The organism is Avibacterium sp. 20-132, from assembly GCF_023611925.1.
In the GTDB taxonomy this organism is placed as follows: Bacteria; Pseudomonadota; Gammaproteobacteria; order Enterobacterales; family Pasteurellaceae; genus Avibacterium.
On the sequence record NZ_CP091456.1, the window covers coordinates 574035 to 592180 of the forward strand.

Consider the following 18146-nt stretch of genomic DNA (forward strand, 5'->3'; position numbering starts at 1 on the left):
TTGATCTGCTTCCCAAATTTACACTACACTTAGTTTCAAGAAGATATCTTTTCTATTTAGAAAATTTATCTGCATATTCCTGGCTATTGATCCATTGGTGATCTGTTTCCCAAGTAAACCGCCATTTACGAACAGGGCCTGCCATAACATTGAGATAATAATTGTTATAACCCGCAATGGTCGCAACAGGATGATAACCTTTTGGAACTTGCACAACATCGCCATCATAAACAGCCATACATTCATCTAAGCTACGATCATCAGTATAAACTCGTTGCAAACAAAATCCTTGAGCTGGTTCAAAACGGTGGTAATAGGTTTCTTCTAGGTAAGTTTCAGCTTCACTATCTTTTTGATCGTGTTTATGGCTCGGAAATGAACTCGTGTTTCCTTCGTCGGTAAATACTTCTACAACTAATAAGGCATCAGCGGATTCCGTTTCTGGCAGAATATTATGCACAAGGCGTTTATTATTACCAAATCCTCGTTGCTCAACACCAACATCTTCAGGTGTGATTAAACGTACAGATAAATTACCTTCACTTGGTGCGCGGCAAACGGCTAATTCTAAATAACTTTCAGCTTCGATTTCAACTTGATGATGATGAGGGACATAAAGAGAATAAGGTGGAATACGCTCGAAAGGGGATTGGCGCTTACCAATATGTTTAAAGACTTGTCCCGCTGTCGAAATCGTGCATTTCCCCGCTAAAACTACAAAACATACTTCAGTATTTTCTGTATCAAAGCTCAAACTTTGATTAGATTGCAGGTGATAACATTCAAACCCAACATATTCCCAATTAGCACTCTTAGGTGTTATTTTTTGTACTAGACCATTAGGCGCAGGATTTTGTTTGGCTGATTTTGATAATAGATAGCTCATATTAACCTCTCATCTTAGACTATTAGGTAGATTTTGCCCAAATCATAGATCAGATGGTGAAATACTGTTAGAAAAAATTGTCAAATATCCAACGTAGATCACAAAAATGAAATAATTATTTCATTTTTACGCAAGATGAATTGAAAAATTTGTTTCATTATTCTAATCTAATTCTCACTTGACTTTGTGCCAAGCATAATCAGATGAATCATTCATTTCACTTTTAGATTAAGGAGCAAAGAATGGAAACCGTTTTAAACTTTATTAATGGAAAACAGGTTGAAAGTAAGGGCGAAAAAGTATGGCCAATTTTTAACCCTGCAACAGGAAAACAAATTCGACAAGTGCATATGAGTACGGAAGCAGAAGTATTGGAGGCTGTTGAGGTGGCACAAAAAGCTTTCCCTGAATGGGCAGCGACTTCGCCACTACGTCGAGCGAGAGTGTTATTTAAGTTTAAAGAACTATTACAGCGTGATTGGGATTCTCTAGCTCGTTTAATTACTGAAGAGCATGGTAAAGTTTATTCTGATTCTTGTGGTGAATTAACTCGTGGTTTAGAAGTCGTCGAATTTGCCTGTGGTATCCCACATTTACTAAAAGGTGAGTTTTCAGAGCAAGCAGGACGAGGTATTGATATTCATTCCACAATGCAACCTTTAGGCGTTTGTATTGGTATTACCCCATTTAACTTTCCTGCAATGGTGCCAATGTGGATGTTTCCCGTGGCATTAGCTTGTGGTAATACCTTTATTTTGAAACCTGCAAAAACTGATCCTTCACTTTCTATTCGTCTTGCTGAATTATTAAAAGAAGCAGGTTTACCAGATGGTGTGTTTAATGTCGTTCACGGGGATCGCCACGATAATGAAATTTTATTGCGAGATCCACGTGTTAAAGCAGTGAGTTTTGTTGGCTCGACAACAGCGGCAGAATATGTCCATAAAGTGGGTTCTGAACACGGTAAACGTGTACAAGCACTTGGCGCTGCGAAAAATCACGGTTTAGTGATGCCTGATGTGGATATTAATGCTACTGCAGATGCCTTACTAGGCGCCGCTTTTGGTGCGGCTGGTGAACGCTGTATGGCACTACCAATTGCAGTAACCATTGACGATGACACTGCGGATAAATTAGTGGCAGCACTCAAACCAAAAGTAGAAGCCTTACGCTATGGACCAGGTATTCCAACAGAGGGCGAAAAAGAAATGGATTTTGGCCCCCTTATTACACAGCAACATCTCAACAATGTAACGAAATACATTGATAAAGGTGTGGAAGAAGGTGCTACTTTAGTCGTAGATGGACGTAATAAAAAACCAGCAGGTTATGAAGATGGTTTCTTTATTGGAGGTACATTATTCGATCACGTTACTGAGAATATGGTTATTTACAAAGAAGAAATTTTTGGCCCTGTGCTAGGTATTGTTCGAGCGAAAAACTTTGAAGATGCAATGCGTTTAATCAATGATCACCAGTTTGGTAATGGCGCTGCTATTTTCACCAATAGCGGTGCAGCGGCTCGAGAATTCTCATATCGTGTTCAAGCTGGAATGATTGGAGTGAATATCCCAATTCCAGTTCCGATGGCGTTCCATTGTTTTGGTGGTTGGAAAGGTTCAGCTTTTGGCGCATTAAATGTATATGGTCCAGATGGCGTGCGTTTCTATACTAAGATGAAAACTGTGACGACACGTTGGCCAGAACAAAATATGGACTCTCAAGCAGCATTTAGTATGCCAACCTTATAATAAAAACATAAAAGAGATTTCTGTGATGGAAATCTCTTTTTTTCTTGCATAAGGAAAAAGAAATGAAAAAAGTAAGAATTGGATTAATTGGTACAGGATATATTGGGCGTTGTCATGCGATTGCTTATGCGCAAGCGCCAACGGTTTTCCCGCTAGATGCCGAGTTAGAATGTGATTATCTAGCTGAAATAACGCCTGAGTTAGCCGCCGAAAAAGCCAAAGCCTTTGGCTTTAAACGATCTACAGGAAATTGGCGTGATGTGGTACAAGATCCTGATATTGATGTGGTAGATATTTGTACCCCCAACTTTCTACATAAAGAAATTGCCTTAGCAGCAATTGAGCAAGGTAAACATATTTATTCAGAAAAACCTCTTGCGTTAACTGCGGAAGATGCCAAATTAATGTATCAAGCTGCAAAAAAAGCAGGGGTAAAAACCCTTGTAGGATTTAATTATATTAAGAATCCAACCACTCAGCTTGCGAAAGAAATCATAGCGCGAGGAGAAATTGGGGACATTATTCATTTTTATGGAACACATAATGAAGATTATCTCGCCGATCCCAATACACCAAGAGATTGGCATTGTATTCGAGAAAAAGCAGGACTGGGTGCGCTAGGTGATCTCGCGGCACATATTATACAAATGTCACAGTATCTTGTAGGTAGCCAAATTCAACGTGTAGTTGGAGATATGGATACTGTAATCAAAATGCGTCCAAATCCACAAAATTTGAATGAACAGCTTCCAGTAGAAAATGAAGATCAAGCGGCAGCAATCGTACGTTTTGCTAACGGTTGTATGGGAACGATTGAAACTTCTCGCATTGCTTGTGGACGTAAAATGGGACTAAGTTATGTTATAACCGGAACTAAGGGGACTATCAGCTACACGCAAGAAAGAATGGCTGAACTAAAATTATATCTTCACTCAGATGATCCAGCACGACAAGGTTTTAAAACTTTACTTACCGGCCCACTTCACCCTGATTATAAGCATTTCTGTGTAAGTGCTGGGCATGGTATTGGTTTTAATGATCAAAAAACAGTGGAAATTCGAGATCTTATCAATGGTATAGCAAATAATAAGCCAATGTATCCTGATTTTGAAGAAGGCTTTAAGGTTTCTCGTGTTCTTGATGCAATAGCAGTGTCTTATCGTGAAAAACGTTGGGTTAATGTAGAAGAAATTGCCTAACCATCTTAAATACATAAAAAAACTTGGCTATTATGCCAAGTTTTTCGTTTTTAAGTTAAGTGCGGTCTTTTTTAGGCATTTTTTGCAAGTTTCGACCAGTTGTAATAGCCGTATAATGAATTAAGCAAGTAAGCACCGTACATTAAATACATAGCGGGGGTTTCTGCCCATAGTATGACAGACAGAATGTTGATAATAATCCATAAAATCCACTGTTCGCTATAACGCAAAATCATCAATAATTGTGCGGCAATAACAAGTACCGTGGTAACACCATCTAAGCCAACTGAATTACCATCAGTGGTTTTTAAAATACTAATAAAGGTAGCAGAACCTAGTACCACAAGGGTGATGAGGGTTGTCCAGCCTTTTAAGGTGAGAAATTTAGCAATTACCGTTTCACTTTGTTCTGCGTTATTACGCATATTTTCTTTCCATAAGAAATAACCGATAAATTGCGCAGGGATATAAACATAAAGCGTGGTGGTCATTTCGCCATAAAACTTATTGTCTAAAGACACATAGAAATAGCTATAAGCAAAAATCAAACCGAAGAAATAGTTACTGATTTTCCCTTTCCCAACAAAGACCACGCATAAAATCCCTGAAATACCCGCGAGCGCTTCTAACCACGAAACGGGGGATTGCACATAGGCATAAACCTGTGCCGCAATAAACAAGAAAAGCCAGACAACTTCAAAGGGTTTCCAGCCACCAAAAAATTCATTTTTAAGCGTCTGAGATAAGCGCATTGTATTATCCTCAATAAGTGAAATAAAAACCTTGCGATTTTTACACCGCACTTTTTAAAAGTCAAGGATAAGCTACATTTTTATTTACTTTACGTGATTTTAATCACATTTTTGTTGTATATATTTTCATTTCTTTTTTGTGGCAAGATCGTTAAAATAGCCGCCCTTTTTGATGGTTGAGTATTCGCGAAATGCTTTACCTATAAAACGTTAGCAATTAAGTAAGAGTAATAATAAGAGAAAATTTTATGTCCTTTGTAGTTGGTCAGCGTTGGATTAGTGAAAGTGAAAATGATCTGGGCTTGGGGGTGGTTGCAGAAGTTAATCATCGTACCGTAACGGTCAATTTTCCTGCTGCCGAAGAAATTCGCATTTATGCCTTAGATAATGCCCCATTAGTACGAGTGGTTTTTAGCGTAGGCGATGAAATTCGCCATAAAGAGGGTTGGCAGGGAAAAGTACTTGAAGTGTTAGATCATAATGGACTGGCATTTTATTTGGTACAAAAAGAAGACGGGCAAGAAACGCTATTGCAAGAAGCTGATCTCAGTGCGCAAATTACCTTTAGCAAGCCTCAAGAACGTTTATTTGCTGGGCAGATTGATCGTGTTTCGCATTTTGTGTTGCGTTATCGTGCCTTGCAACAACGTCAAGCACAATATCAATCGCCATTGCGTGGTTTGCGAGGGATTCGTGGTGGATTAATTCCACATCAACTTCATATTGCGCAAGAAGTCGGGCAACGTATTGCGCCACGCGTATTACTTGCTGATGAAGTGGGGTTAGGGAAAACCATTGAAGCAGGAATGATTTTACAACAGCAACTTTTTGCGGAAAGAGCAGAAAGAGTACTTATCATTGTGCCAGAAACCTTGCAACATCAATGGCTAGTAGAAATGCTACGCCGTTTTAACTTACATTTTTCACTTTTTGATGAAGAACGTTGTGCGGATTTTGATGGGCTTGACGGTGGTGTGGCCGCCAATCCGTTTAAAACAGAATCCTTGATTATTTGTGCGCTAGATTGGCTCATTCAAAAGCCCAGACGTGCTGAGCAGCTTGTGAAGGCAGAATTTGATTTGCTCATTGTGGATGAAGCCCATCATCTTGAATGGTCGGAACACGCACCTAGTTTGGCGTATCAAATGGTGGAACAGCTGGCAAACCATATTCCAGCCGTGTTATTGCTGACCGCAACGCCTGAACAGCTAGGGCAAGCAAGTCATTTTGCACGCTTAAAACTGCTCGATTCTGATCGCTTTTATGATTATGACGCCTTTGTGCAAGAACAACAGCGTTATCAACCGGTGGCTGAAGCGGTGAAAGGATTACTGAGTGAACAGCCATTAAGCACGCAAGAAGAAAAACATTTAGCCGAATTGCTTTCCGATCAGGATATAGACCCGTTATTGGCAGATCTTCAACATTGCGAGAAAAAAGGGCAAGCACGCCAAACGCTGATAGAAAATTTACTCGATCGCCACGGTACAAGCCGTGTGTTATTTCGTAATACGCGTCAAGGGGTGAAAGGCTTCCCATTGCGTCATTATCACGAAATCACCTTGCCAATGCCAAAACAATATCGTAATGCGATTGGTGTGTTGAAAATGCTAGGTGAGGTAAAAACCAGTGATTTATTTTATCCTGAGCAGATCTTCCAAAAAATGAATCCAGATGCCGCGTGGTGGGATTTTGATCCTCGTGTGGAATGGTTGATTGATTTTTTACAATCTTATCGTGAAGAAAAAGTGTTGGTGATTTGTCATCAAGCCAATACAGCTATTCAGTTAGAAAAAGCATTACGCGAAAAAGAGGCAATTCGCAGTGCGGTATTTCATCAAAATATGTCGATTGTGGAACGGGATAAAGCTGCCGCCTATTTTGCTCAGCAAGAAGAAGGAGCGCAAGTGTTGCTGACTTCCAGCATTGGATCAGAAGGGCGAAATTTCCAGTTTGCCCATCATCTCGTGCTGTTTAATTTGCCGGATAATCCTGATTTATTGGAACAGTGCATTGGACGCTTAGATCGTATCGGACAAACTCAAGACATTGAGATTTATGCGCCTTGTTTTGCCGATAGCCCACAGGTTCTACTGGCGAAATGGTATCATCAAGGGCTAAATGCGTTTGAAGAAACCTGCCCAATGGGGGCAACGTTATTTGAAAAGTGCGGTGTAAAATTACAAGATTTTTTACAGCATAATGAACAAAATACGGACTTTGATGAATTTATTGCACAAACTCGCCTTGAACGTGATGCACTGAAAGGCCAGCTTGATCAAGGACGCGATCGCCTATTGGAAATCAACTCTAATGGGGGCGAACACGCCCAAGCCTTGGCAGATGCCATTGGCGCGCAAGATGGATCAAGCGAATTAATTAATTTCACCTTGAATTTGTTCGATATTATTGGCGTGGAACAGGAAGATTTAGGTGAAAAAAGCATTGTCATTCATCCAACAGGCACAATGCTCGTACCAGATTTTCCGGGCTTAAAAGAAGAGGGGGTAACTATTACCTTTGATCGTCATTTAGCAGTAGCACGCGAAGAGGTTGAATTTCTCACGTGGGATCACCCGATGATTCGCAATGGCATAGATTTGATTACTGATGGCGAGATTGGTAAAACTGCCGTATCATTGTTCATCAATAATGAATTGCCAGTGGGATCGATGTGGTTGGAACTTATCTATATTGTGGAAGCACAAGCCCCAAGAGGATTACAGCTCACACGTTTCTTGCCACCAACGCCAGTACGCTTATTAATTGATGGTAAAGGAAATAATCTCGCGGAAAAAGTGGGCTTTGAGTTGTTACAAAAACAACTTAAACCTATGGCAAAACAAATGGCGAGCAAGGTGATCAAAATGTTGCGCGCCAATATTGAACAATTATTGAAAGCAGGCGATCGGAAAATGGCTCAACAAGCTGAGGAATTTATTCAGCAAGCTGAGCAGAAAGCCACACAACGTTTGGATAGCGAATTAACCCGTTTGCAAGCGTTAAAGCAAGTGAATAAAACGATTCGCCAAAATGAAATTGACGCACTCAGCGCAGAGCGAGAGCAAATTGTGCAGTATTTGCAAAAAGCAACTTGGCGCTTGGATAGCCTGCGTGTGATTATCAGTAATAAGAGTAAATAATGGCATTAATTGACTACCGTCCCCCACGTGAACCTTGGTTAGAGGTGATTTATCACGATAACCATATTTTATTGCTCAATAAGCCGAGCGGTTTGCTTTCCGTACCGGGAAATCAACCGCAATATTACGACAGTGCAATGTCGCGAGTGAAAGAAAAATATGGTTTTTGCGAGCCAGCGCATCGTCTTGATATGGCAACCAGTGGGATTTTGTTGTTTGCGATGAGTAAACTTGCGGACAAAGAACTCAAACGCCAGTTTCGTGAGCGTGAGCCGAAGAAATCTTACCAAGCCTTAGTATGGGGACATTTACAGCAGGAAAGTGGCACGGTGAATTTGCCACTGATTTGCGATTGGGAAAATCGTCCAAGACAGAAGATTTGTTTTGAGCTAGGTAAAAGTGCGGTAACAAATTTTGAGGTTTTAGCACGCTTACCCAATAACAGTACAAGGGTGCAACTTACCCCCATTACAGGGCGTTCGCACCAATTAAGGTTACATATGCTCGCTCTTGGTCATCCCATTTTAGGTGATAAATTTTATGCGCATCCACAAGCGAAAGCAATGTCGCCACGTTTATGCTTGCACGCGCAATCTTTACAGATTCGCCATCCTTTAACGGGCGAAATAATGAATTTTACCGCAGAAGTACCATTTTAATTGATTATGACCAATCACAGAAATAATGCGGAGAATTGGTGATTTAATGCTACAATTCTCCCTTATTCATTTTTATTTGAGATAAATTATGTCCCGTCAAAAGAAAACACGCCGTATTACGGATATTATGCCAACACGCAAGGCGGATAAACCAACACAAAACGTCCCAACTGGACGTGGACGCAAACTAACACGTTATGAATTAGATGCCAAAGCGCGTGAGGAAAAAAGAAAGAAAAAACATAAAGGCTTAGCCGCAGGTTCTCGCCATAGCCGCCAAGAAGAAAATAACGCCTTGCAACAACAAGTGAAGTTAGATCCTCGTGTAGGCAGCCGCAAGAAAATTCCACTCGTGGTAGAGTTCGTCAATAAACCTGAAAAAGGGATGACCATTCCGCCCGTTGCGGTAGAAAAACAGAAAGCCCTTGATCCAATGGTGGAACTTGAACAGCTTGAAAATAATGAATGCTTGAATGACTTATTAGATGAGCTTGAAGCAGGTAAAACCTTAAGCCGTCAAGATCAGGCCTTTGTGGATGAATGTTTAGATCGCATTGCACAGCTTATGGATCAACTTGGCATCCGCGACGATGAAGAAAATGCGGAAAATTTATACCGCACTTTTGAAACCATTGATATTAATCAGTTTAAATAATTTATGTGGATTTACCTTTTAGTTGCCCTCGGGCTTTTGATTATTGTGGGATTAACCGCTTATGCGGTGAAATTGTTGCGTGCCTTAAAGCAACAAAAACAGCAGTTAGAGAATGCGCGTTTGGCTCGTGTAAAACGCCTCAAAGAGAGTATTGAGATTATCGCTCGGGCAATGCAAAATGGTGATTGCAATTTGTCTGAAGGGGCGATTCGGCTAAAAATGTTACTCGATCCTTTGGGGCTAAAAATCACCGCTTACCCTGCTATGGCAGAACTTTATGAGGTGGTGAAGGAAATGCCAACGCATCAAGCACGGAAAGCGTTAAAAAAGAACGAGCGTATGCGTTTAGATCTCACACGTGAAAGTGCTGAGGCAAAGTTAGAGCCAAAAATTTTGTTGGAATTAAATCAATTATTGCTTGATATTGAAAATATTTAGGGGGAAATTAATGTCTGGAACTATGTGGGATTCCGCGTTAATTCAAAAATATAACTATTCTGGGCCACGTTACACCTCTTACCCAACGGCGCTAGAATTTAATGAACATTATAATGAACAGGATTTTCAAGCGGCAGCAGGGCGTTACCCAGATCGTCCGCTTTCCCTTTATGTGCATATCCCGTTTTGCCATAAATTATGCTATTTCTGTGCTTGTAACAAAATCATTACGCGTCATCAGCACAAAGCGGATATTTATCTCGATTATTTAGAAAAAGAAATTAAAAATCGTGCCGCACTTTTTCGCAACCGCAAGGTTACCCAAGTCCATTGGGGTGGTGGCACACCAACCTATCTCACTGAGCAACAATCCAGCCGTTTAATGGCAATGTTGCGAGAGCATTTCGAGATTTGTGATAACGCAGAAATTAGTATCGAAATGGATCCACGCAAAATTGAATTGGAAACCCTTGATCACTTACGCAAAATCGGTTTTAACCGAATTAGTATGGGTGTACAGGATTTCAATAAAGCAGTGCAAAAAGCAGTAAACCGTGAGCAAGATGAAGACTTTATTCACGCTTTGTTAGAACGCGCACGCACTTTAGGCTTTCAGTCCACCAATCTAGATTTGATTTATGGCCTGCCATTGCAAAACGTTGAAAGTTTTATGTTTACCTTGCAAAAAGTGATCGAACTGAATCCCGATCGTTTGAGCGTGTTTAACTATGCGCACTTACCAAGTCGCTTTGCGGGGCAGGCAAAAATCAAAGAGGATCAACTACCTGCACCAGAGACCAAACTCACTATTTTGCAAAAGACCATTGAAACCTTAGGTCAGGCGGGTTACCGCTTTATTGGAATGGATCATTTTGCCAAACCGGATGATGAGCTAGCGATTGCCCAACAAAATGGCGTGCTACACCGAAATTTCCAAGGTTACACCACACAAGAAGAATGTGATTTGCTTGGGCTTGGCGTTTCTGCAATTAGCTTGCTGGGTGATACTTATGCACAAAACCAAAAAGAGCTAAAACACTATTACGCAGATATTGAACAAAAAAGCACCGCACTTCACAAAGGCTTTGTTATGAGCCAAGAAGATTGCTTACGCCGTGATGTGATCAAACAACTTATTTGTAATTTCAAACTGGATTATGCCCCTTTTGAACAGCAATATGGCATTGATTTCAAAACTCATTTTGCAGAAGATCTGGAATTGCTTGCCCCTCTGGCGGAAGATGGACTCATTGAAATAGGCAATCAAGGCTTACAGGTTTCACCAGTGGGACATTTGCTCATCCGCAATATTTGCTTATGTTTTGATACCTATTCACGACAACAAGCCAGACGTCAGCAGTTCTCACGAATTATTTAATCTCAATGATCCGCTCAAAGCGATTGCATTGAGCGGGTAAACTGTGAGCTTAGAAGTACGAAGCGAGTTAAAGAAATTCAGTATATTTAACTTTTTTATAACATATTCCTTTAAGTTATTTGTAAATCACGCGGTTTCTTTTACAATGCCTAGCACTTAACGAAATCTACTCAAAGGAGACTATTATGTTGAAAAAATTAGCCTTTTTTTCTACCGCACTTTTCGCTATCACAACGGCAACTCAAGCTGTTGCAGCAGAAAGTTTGATTGAACGTATCAATAATAAAGGAACCATTACGGTTGGTACAGAAGGCACTTATGCCCCTTTCACTTATCACGATGCGAGCGGAAAATTAACCGGCTATGATGTGGAAGTTACCCGTGCTGTGGCAGAAAAATTGGGGGTAACCGTAGAATTTAAAGAAACCCAATGGGACGCAATGCTTGCAGGCCTAAAAGGTGGACGCTTTGATTTAGTGGCAAACCAAGTAGCATTAACCACACCAGAACGTCAGGCAACCTTTGATAAATCAGAACCTTATAGCTGGTCTGGGGCGATGCTATTAGCGCGTCAAGATGAAAATCGTCTTCAAAAAGTTGAAGATGTAAAAGGCTTAAAAGCGGCACAAACACTTAGCTCAAACTATGGTGAGCTAGCGGTGAAATATGGTGCGCAAATTGTACCTATTGATGGTATGGCACAAGGACTATTATTAATTCAGCAAAAACGCGCAGATGTTACCTTTAATGATTCCTTAGCCCTATTGGATTATTTAAAGAAAAATCCAAATTCAGGTTTAAAACCATTCTGGGAATCAGAAGATAAAGTGGGTGCTGGGTTTGTGGCTAATAAAGGCAATAATGATGCCCTAGATAAAATCAATGCCGCAATTGTTGAGTTACGCAATGACGGCACATTGAAAAAATTAGGTGAACAATTCTTTGGAAAGGATATCAGTGTTAAATAATTTCTTAGCTTCCTTACCCTTTATGACCGATGCGCGTGCTGAGCTGGTGATAAATGGGTTTCTCCCAATGGTTAAAGCAGCGGTATTGGTTTCAATACCGCTTGCTGTCGTTTCTTTCTTTTTGGGAATGATCATTGCAATTGGCGTGGCATTGCTACGAGTAACACCGGTTAATGGGTGTTTACATCGTATTCTACTCGCCATTGCCAAAGTGTATATTTCAATTATTCGCGGTACGCCAATGTTGGTGCAAATTTCAGTCGTATTTTATGGCTTACCTGCATTGGGAGTGTTTATCGATCCGATTCCCGCGGCAATTATTGGGTTTTCCCTTAATGTGGGCGCTTATGGTTCAGAAACTGTGCGTGCAGCAATTCAATCCGTGCCGAAAGGACAATGGGAAGCAGGCTATACTATTGGTATGACCTATATGCAGACTTTCCGTCGAATTATTGCACCACAAGCGTTTCGTGTTGCCGTTCCGCCGTTGAGTAACAGTTTTATTGGCTTGTTTAAAGATACATCGCTTGCTTCGGTTGTTACTGTAACAGAAATGTTCCGTGTAGCTCAGCAAATCGCTAATTCCTCTTACGATTTCTTACCGGTGTATATTGAGGCAGGGTTGGTATATTGGTGTTTCTGTTTTGTGCTGTTCATCATTCAAGCGCGGGTAGAAAAACGTTTAGATCGCTATGTGGCAAGATAGGGGAAGGCAATGATTAAAGTACGCAATATTCATAAAACCTTTGGTCATAATCCTGTACTAAAAGGGATTGATCTTGATATTCACAAAGGCGAAGTGGTGGTTATTCTTGGGCCTTCAGGTTCAGGCAAAACGACTTTCTTACGTTGTTTGAATGCCTTAGAATTACCAGAGCAAGGCACGATTGAATTTACCCAAGAAAATCCACTCACCGTCGATTTTGCAAGTAACAATATCAATAAGCAGATTTTACCTTTGCGCCGTAAATCAGGAATGGTGTTCCAACAATATAACCTATTTCCGCACAAAACCGCCTTGGAAAACATTATGGAAGGCCCTGTGCAAGTGCAAAAACGCGATGCCAAAATCGTCCGTCAAGAAGCTGAAACCTTATTGGAAAAAGTGGGATTATTAGACAAAAAAGATCTTTATCCTTACCAACTTTCAGGCGGTCAGCAACAACGTGTTGGGATTGCTCGCGCACTGGCGATTCAACCTGAATTAATGCTCTTTGATGAACCCACTTCCGCACTCGATCCGGAATTAGTACAAGATGTGCTAAACACAATGAAAGCACTCGCTAACGAAGGTTGGACAATGGTTGTGGTAACGCACGAAATCAAATTTGCCCTAGATGTGGCGGATGTGGTTGTGGTAATGGACGGTGGCGTCATTGTTGAACAAGGTTCGCCACAAGCATTATTTGCCAATCCAAAACACGAACGCACAAAAGCCTTTTTACATCGTTTAAAGGCAGAATGACAACAATAAAGCGTGATAAAAAAACGAAACCGATGAGAAATCATCGGTTTTTTCTTACCGTTTTATCAGCTAAAAGTCGGCGCTGTGAGGAGAAAAAATGGCGTAAAAAACACCGCACTTCTTATTTTCGTATCATAACCACATTGTAAAATTTAATCCGCTTTTTTCACTAATTTTGCGTAATAAAAGCCATCACCACCATTTTCTTGTGGAAAAAATTGATGACCAGCTTGTGTTTGCTCAGGGAATGGCAGTGGCATTAATTCCGCCTCAGGGTGCTGTTGTAAAAAGTCAGTAATTTGCGCGCCGTTTTCCTCTGGCAATAATGAACAAGTGGCATAAAGCAACACACCGTTAGGTTTCAAACGTTGCCATAAGGCAGTTAAAATGGCTTTTTGTAAGGCGACCAAAGGGGCGATATCACTTTCTTTACGTAACCATTTTATATCAGGGTGGCGGCGAATAACCCCTGTTGCAGAGCAAGGGGCATCAAGCAAAATCCGGTCAAATTGCACCGAACTTTCTCCGAATTGTTGCTGAATCTGACTGAGCCACTGTTCTGGCTGGCTTGCATCACCGCAAATCACTAACGCTTTTTGTCCCATTCGTGCTAAATTTTCTTCCACCCGTTGTAAGCGATGCCGTTCTACATCTAATGCGATCACATTGGCTTGCGGGGCAAGTTCTAAAATGTGGGTGGTTTTTCCTCCCGGTGCGGCACACGCATCTAAAATCACTTCCTCATTTTGTGGGGCAAGTAATCGCGCTGACCATTGAGCGTGCAAATCTTGCACAGTGAGCCAACCTTCCATAAAGTGTGGTAATTGCGCCACATTTTTTGCCTGTATTAAACGAATGGACTGTGGATGCTCTCCCGCCACTGCGTCAATGCCTACTTTTTGTAATAAAGCGAGATAATCATCAACATTGCTATGTTGCACATTCACTCTTAACCACATTGGCGGTTTTTGATTATTCGCTTCAATAATTTCTCGCCAATTTGGATAGGCTTTTTTCAGCTTATTCACTAACCATTCTGGGTGCAAGGTTTGCCAATGTTTATCTACTTTCTCTAGAATATTCGCCTGTTCGCGTAAGAAACGGCGTAGCACGCCATTCACCAAGCCTTTGAAACTGTCTAATTTCAGGCTTTGCGTCGCCTTTACCATTTCATCAACTACCGCGTGATCGGGAGTGCGTAAATATAAAAGTTGATACAAGCCCACTAGCAATAAACAATGCACAAGGCGAGTTTTGCCTTTCAACGGCTTATCCACTAATTGCTGAATAATTTGCGTTAGACGGGGCAACACACGGCATACACCAAAGCAAATTTCTTGTAATAAGGGAAGATCCTGTTCTTTCAGCGCAGGATTTTTTTCAGCAAGTAAGGTAGAAAGCGATTGTCCTTTATCTAACACTTGCAAAAGATATTGTGCCGACACGGCTCGCACAGAAAGGGATTTCGCAGCAAGTGCGGTACTTTTTTTAGGCATTTTTGCTTGAGGTTTTGTTTGCTTCATTATGCTAATACCTTACCTATGGGGAACCAATCTGCTCTGCCATTAAGTAAATCTTGTGCCGACATTGGCTTTTTACCCGCTGGTTGAAGCTGAGTAAGATTTAACACGCCATCGACTGTGGCAATTTGAATGCCATTTTTATCTGCCTGTAAAATCGTCCCCGCAAGTTGATCCTGATGAGGTAACACCGTTGCTTGATAGACCTTTAAGGCCTGTTCATTGCCATCACTATCGGTCGTAACAAAATAACTGATCGGCCAAGGATTAAAGGCTCGAATACAACGCTCAAGCTGTACTGCGGAACATTGCCAATCTAATTTAGCCTCTTGTTTAGACAGTTTATCGGCGTAGTTAGCCAAGGCATCATCTTGCACTTCCGGCTGAAATTGTCCCGCCTCTAAACCATTTAATACCTCAAGCAACGCATTTGGGGCAATTTTTTCCAGCTTATGATAAAGGCTCAAAGAGGTTTCTTCAGCGCTGATATCGCAATACACTTTATGCAGCATATCCCCCGTATCCAAGCCTTCGTTCATTTGCATAATGGTGATCCCAGTCTGAGCATCGCCTGCCCAAATGGCACGTTGAATGGGGGCAGCGCCACGCCAACGAGGTAAAATGGAACCGTGTACATTCAAACAGCCTAATCTTGGTGCGTCCAAAACCGCTTTTGGCAAAATTAACCCATACGCCACCACGACCATCACATCGGCATTTAACGCAGCGAGCGCGTGTTGCGCCTCTTCTTTGCGTAAGGATTTAGGTTGATAAACAGGAATCTGATGCTGCTCTGCTAACTGTTTCACCGCACTGGCTTGTAGTTTCTTACCACGTCCTGCGGGCTTATCTGGCTGGGTGTAAACCGCAATTACATTATGTTCTGAATTCAACAAGGCCGCCAAATGTTGTGCCGCAAATTCTGGCGTACCTGCAAAAATGATATTTAAAGGTTTTGTCATCGCATTTCTCTTCATTATGCAAATAGTTATAGATGCAAGGTAATTCTTAGCGTTAAGTATAATGTATTTTTAACTTGGGGTGAAAAAAATGCTGAAAGAAAGGTCTATTAAAGAAACTAAAAATAAAGTGCGGTGGAAAATTTGTAAAAAACAACCGCACTTAGCCAATGTCTAAAACAAATGAGCAAGCCGTTTGACTTGCTCACAATGTTTATGAAAGCAAACCTAGTGTCGTTAATTTTTACGATTTTTCCATAATCGAATTAATCGTCTATAACGTTCAGATACAGCTTCAACCAATTGCGCATCCGAAAGCTCTCCTGATAGCCATTGGTAAGATGGCTGACCAAAAATCGTACGCCCCACAGCAAAACCTTTGACTAATGGTGTATTAGCAGAGGCTTTAAAGACCTGTCCAAATGTTTCTTCTGGTGCATCCAATCCTAAAATAAGAATACCACGGCAATAAGGATCACTTTGTTCAATGATATTGCTGATCTCTTGCCAAGCCAGTGAGGATACACCGGGTAATTTCCACCAATCTGGCTTAATGCCAATGGCATAGAAGTGCTTAATCATTTCTGCATAATAATGTTCGTTTTGTTCCATATCTACAGGCAAAATAATTTCTAACAACAACTCATGCCCTGTACGGCAACAAGTTTGATAAACTTGTTTGAGCATTTCGTCTTGCTCTATGCGTAAATCTGCATTATCTGCGGGATGATAGAAAACAAGACATTTAACAACGTGTTCCGCTGGCCAATTGATTAGTTGGCTACCGAGATCACCGTACTCTAAACGTAGCGGGCGAGAAGAGGGTAATTCAATTGGTCGCCCTATCCACCAGCCTTTCCCTGTGATTTCATTGAGTGCAGCTTGCCCAAAGGTTGTGTCTGCGAGGACCCCTGCATATCCGTTGGAAATACCTTCTTGTTGAGCTGTTTGTTCAGCAGCTTGCACGAGAAGTTTTTTTAGAACAGGAATTTTATCTAAATTAGCCCCACACTTTTGTGCCATATCAACAAGTTGTTTGCGATGATCAAAAGCAAAAATGCAGAGATCATTCCATTGTTTTTTACGTGAGGTGACACGATGTAAATGATTTAGTTGTAAATCTAGGTCAGGACGTGGCACGCTTTCTGCTCGAGCAAGATAATCATCAAGTTCTGTTTTAGTTGGCATTGCTGGCGCACAGCCATGACGTGAAACCACTAATGCACCGCAAGCATTAGCATAACGGCAGCATTGCTCCCAGCTTTCTCCATTGATATAACCACGTAATAAGCCTGACATAAAGGCATCACCTGCACCTAAAACATTCAATACCTCAACCCGAACCCCGTAAACATTAATACCCCCATCTAAATCATTAGGAATATCACCTTCAAACACGGAGCAACCTAATGCACCACGTTTACATACAAGAGTAGCATCACTCACCTTACGCACATTTTTTAATGCAGTCAGTGTATCTGTTGAGCCGCCGGCAATATGGAATTCTTCTTCAGTGCCAACTAACACGTCAAAATGGTGTAACACTTCTTGCAGGGATTTAGTCACGGCTTCAGAATCAATAAAGCGAGTTTCACCATCACCAAGAGAGGTTAATCCCCACAAAACAGGACGATAATCAATATCAAGCAAGCGTTTTGTGCCGTTACGCCCAGCATACTCTAAGGCAGTCAATACTGCTTGGCGTGTGTTAGGATGAGATAAATGTGTTCCTGTAATCGCAAGCGCTTTTGCTGAAGCAATATAAGCTTCATCAAAATCCTTCGCATCAATTGCCATATCCGCACAATTATCGCGATAAAAAATAAGTGGGAAAGTATCTTGATCTTTGATACCTAAAATGACTAAGGCAGTTAAGCGTGCTTTGTCAGTAATAAGATGACTCGTATCTACCCCAACTCGTTGTAATTCTTCACGTAAGAAACGTCCCATATGTTCATCACCTACACGAGCCAGCATTGAGGATTTAATACCTTGTACCGCTGTACCATAAGCAACATTTCCTGACGATCCGCCTAAATATTTCGCAAAAGAAGTAACGTCTTCCAAACGACAGCCAATTTGTTGAGCATACAAATCTACTGCCACACGTCCAAGACAAATAAGATCTAAGGTTTTTTCAGTCGTTTTCATTGTGCTTTTCCTTAGTGATGATGAAATCACAAAATACTTAACTCATAAAATCATAGTCAAATTAAAACATATATTTCAAAAATGTCATTTTATGAAATTAATATTTGAGAAGTAGATCACAAAGATTTTCTCTATTTATGATAAAACTGCAACAAAACCTTAAAATTTATCAAAGAACATTTTCTGTTCAGATGAAATTTTTGCTATCATTAATTAAGTTAT

15 protein-coding genes are annotated in these 18146 nt (G+C 40.9%); 10 read left to right on the forward strand and 5 right to left on the reverse strand.

The window, feature by feature from the left end; translation table 11 throughout:
• Positions 1-52: 52 nt before the first annotated feature.
• Complete coding sequence (iolB, locus tag L4F93_RS02630) at positions 53-886, reverse strand: 5-deoxy-glucuronate isomerase (protein ID WP_250350995.1); 834 nt, start codon at positions 884-886, stop codon at positions 53-55.
• Between the two features lie 242 nt (positions 887-1128).
• On the opposite strand from iolB, the gene L4F93_RS02635 reads away from it, so the two are divergent.
• Together L4F93_RS02635 and L4F93_RS02640 are read left to right on the forward strand one after the other, a co-directional pair.
• Positions 1129-2637, forward strand: coding sequence for a CoA-acylating methylmalonate-semialdehyde dehydrogenase (locus tag L4F93_RS02635; protein WP_250350996.1), 1509 nt, complete (start codon positions 1129-1131; stop codon positions 2635-2637).
• Positions 2638-2699: 62 nt separating this feature from the next.
• Entirely contained in the window at positions 2700-3836 is a 1137-nt protein-coding gene (locus L4F93_RS02640) for a Gfo/Idh/MocA family protein (protein ID WP_250350997.1), read from the forward strand.
• A 71-nt stretch (positions 3837-3907) separates the two neighbouring features.
• Here L4F93_RS02640 and pnuC read toward each other — a convergent pair whose 3' ends face one another.
• Positions 3908-4588 (reverse strand): nicotinamide riboside transporter PnuC, encoded by a 681-nt coding sequence (pnuC, locus tag L4F93_RS02645; protein ID WP_250350998.1) that lies wholly within the window; start codon positions 4586-4588, stop codon positions 3908-3910.
• A 248-nt stretch (positions 4589-4836) separates the two neighbouring features.
• Between pnuC and rapA the strand changes: the two genes are divergently transcribed.
• From rapA to L4F93_RS02685, 8 genes are all read left to right on the forward strand, one after another.
• Positions 4837-7731: an RNA polymerase-associated protein RapA gene (rapA, locus tag L4F93_RS02650; RefSeq protein ID WP_250350999.1), complete on the forward strand. Its 2895-nt coding sequence runs from the start codon at positions 4837-4839 to the stop codon at positions 7729-7731.
• A complete protein-coding gene (gene rluA / locus L4F93_RS02655; RefSeq protein ID WP_250351000.1) occupies positions 7731-8390 on the forward strand; it encodes a bifunctional tRNA pseudouridine(32) synthase/23S rRNA pseudouridine(746) synthase RluA in 660 nt (219 codons plus the stop codon). The genes rapA and rluA overlap by 1 nt, the downstream gene beginning before the upstream one ends.
• 88 nt (positions 8391-8478) lie before the next feature.
• Positions 8479-9045, forward strand: coding sequence for a Der GTPase-activating protein YihI (gene yihI / locus L4F93_RS02660; RefSeq protein ID WP_250351001.1), 567 nt, complete (start codon positions 8479-8481; stop codon positions 9043-9045).
• Positions 9046-9048: 3 nt separating this feature from the next.
• A complete protein-coding gene (locus L4F93_RS02665) occupies positions 9049-9483 on the forward strand; it encodes a DUF2489 domain-containing protein (RefSeq protein WP_250351002.1) in 435 nt (144 codons plus the stop codon).
• Positions 9484-9493: 10 nt separating this feature from the next.
• Positions 9494-10861 (forward strand): oxygen-independent coproporphyrinogen III oxidase, encoded by a 1368-nt coding sequence (gene hemN / locus L4F93_RS02670; RefSeq protein ID WP_250351003.1) that lies wholly within the window; start codon positions 9494-9496, stop codon positions 10859-10861.
• A 185-nt stretch (positions 10862-11046) separates the two neighbouring features.
• A complete protein-coding gene (locus L4F93_RS02675) occupies positions 11047-11829 on the forward strand; it encodes an amino acid ABC transporter substrate-binding protein (RefSeq protein WP_250351004.1) in 783 nt (260 codons plus the stop codon).
• Between the two features lie 22 nt (positions 11830-11851).
• Complete coding sequence (locus tag L4F93_RS02680) at positions 11852-12535, forward strand: amino acid ABC transporter permease (protein WP_268738993.1); 684 nt, start codon at positions 11852-11854, stop codon at positions 12533-12535.
• A gap of 9 nt (positions 12536-12544) precedes the next feature.
• Positions 12545-13294 carry an amino acid ABC transporter ATP-binding protein gene (locus L4F93_RS02685; protein ID WP_250351006.1) on the forward strand — a complete coding sequence of 250 codons (750 nt, stop codon included), beginning with the start codon at positions 12545-12547 and terminating at the stop codon, positions 13292-13294.
• Between the two features lie 152 nt (positions 13295-13446).
• Here the strand turns inward: L4F93_RS02685 and rsmB are convergent, their stop codons facing one another.
• From rsmB to L4F93_RS02700, 3 genes are all read right to left on the reverse strand, one after another.
• Positions 13447-14790, reverse strand: a complete 1344-nt coding sequence (gene rsmB, locus L4F93_RS02690) for a 16S rRNA (cytosine(967)-C(5))-methyltransferase RsmB (RefSeq protein ID WP_250351607.1) — start codon at positions 14788-14790, stop codon at positions 13447-13449.
• Between the two features lie 26 nt (positions 14791-14816).
• Positions 14817-15776: a methionyl-tRNA formyltransferase gene (gene fmt, locus L4F93_RS02695; protein WP_250351007.1), complete on the reverse strand. Its 960-nt coding sequence runs from the start codon at positions 15774-15776 to the stop codon at positions 14817-14819.
• Positions 15777-16010: 234 nt separating this feature from the next.
• Complete coding sequence (locus tag L4F93_RS02700; protein ID WP_250351008.1) at positions 16011-17924, reverse strand: bifunctional 5-dehydro-2-deoxygluconokinase/5-dehydro-2-deoxyphosphogluconate aldolase; 1914 nt, start codon at positions 17922-17924, stop codon at positions 16011-16013.
• Positions 17925-18146: the final 222 nt, after the last annotated feature.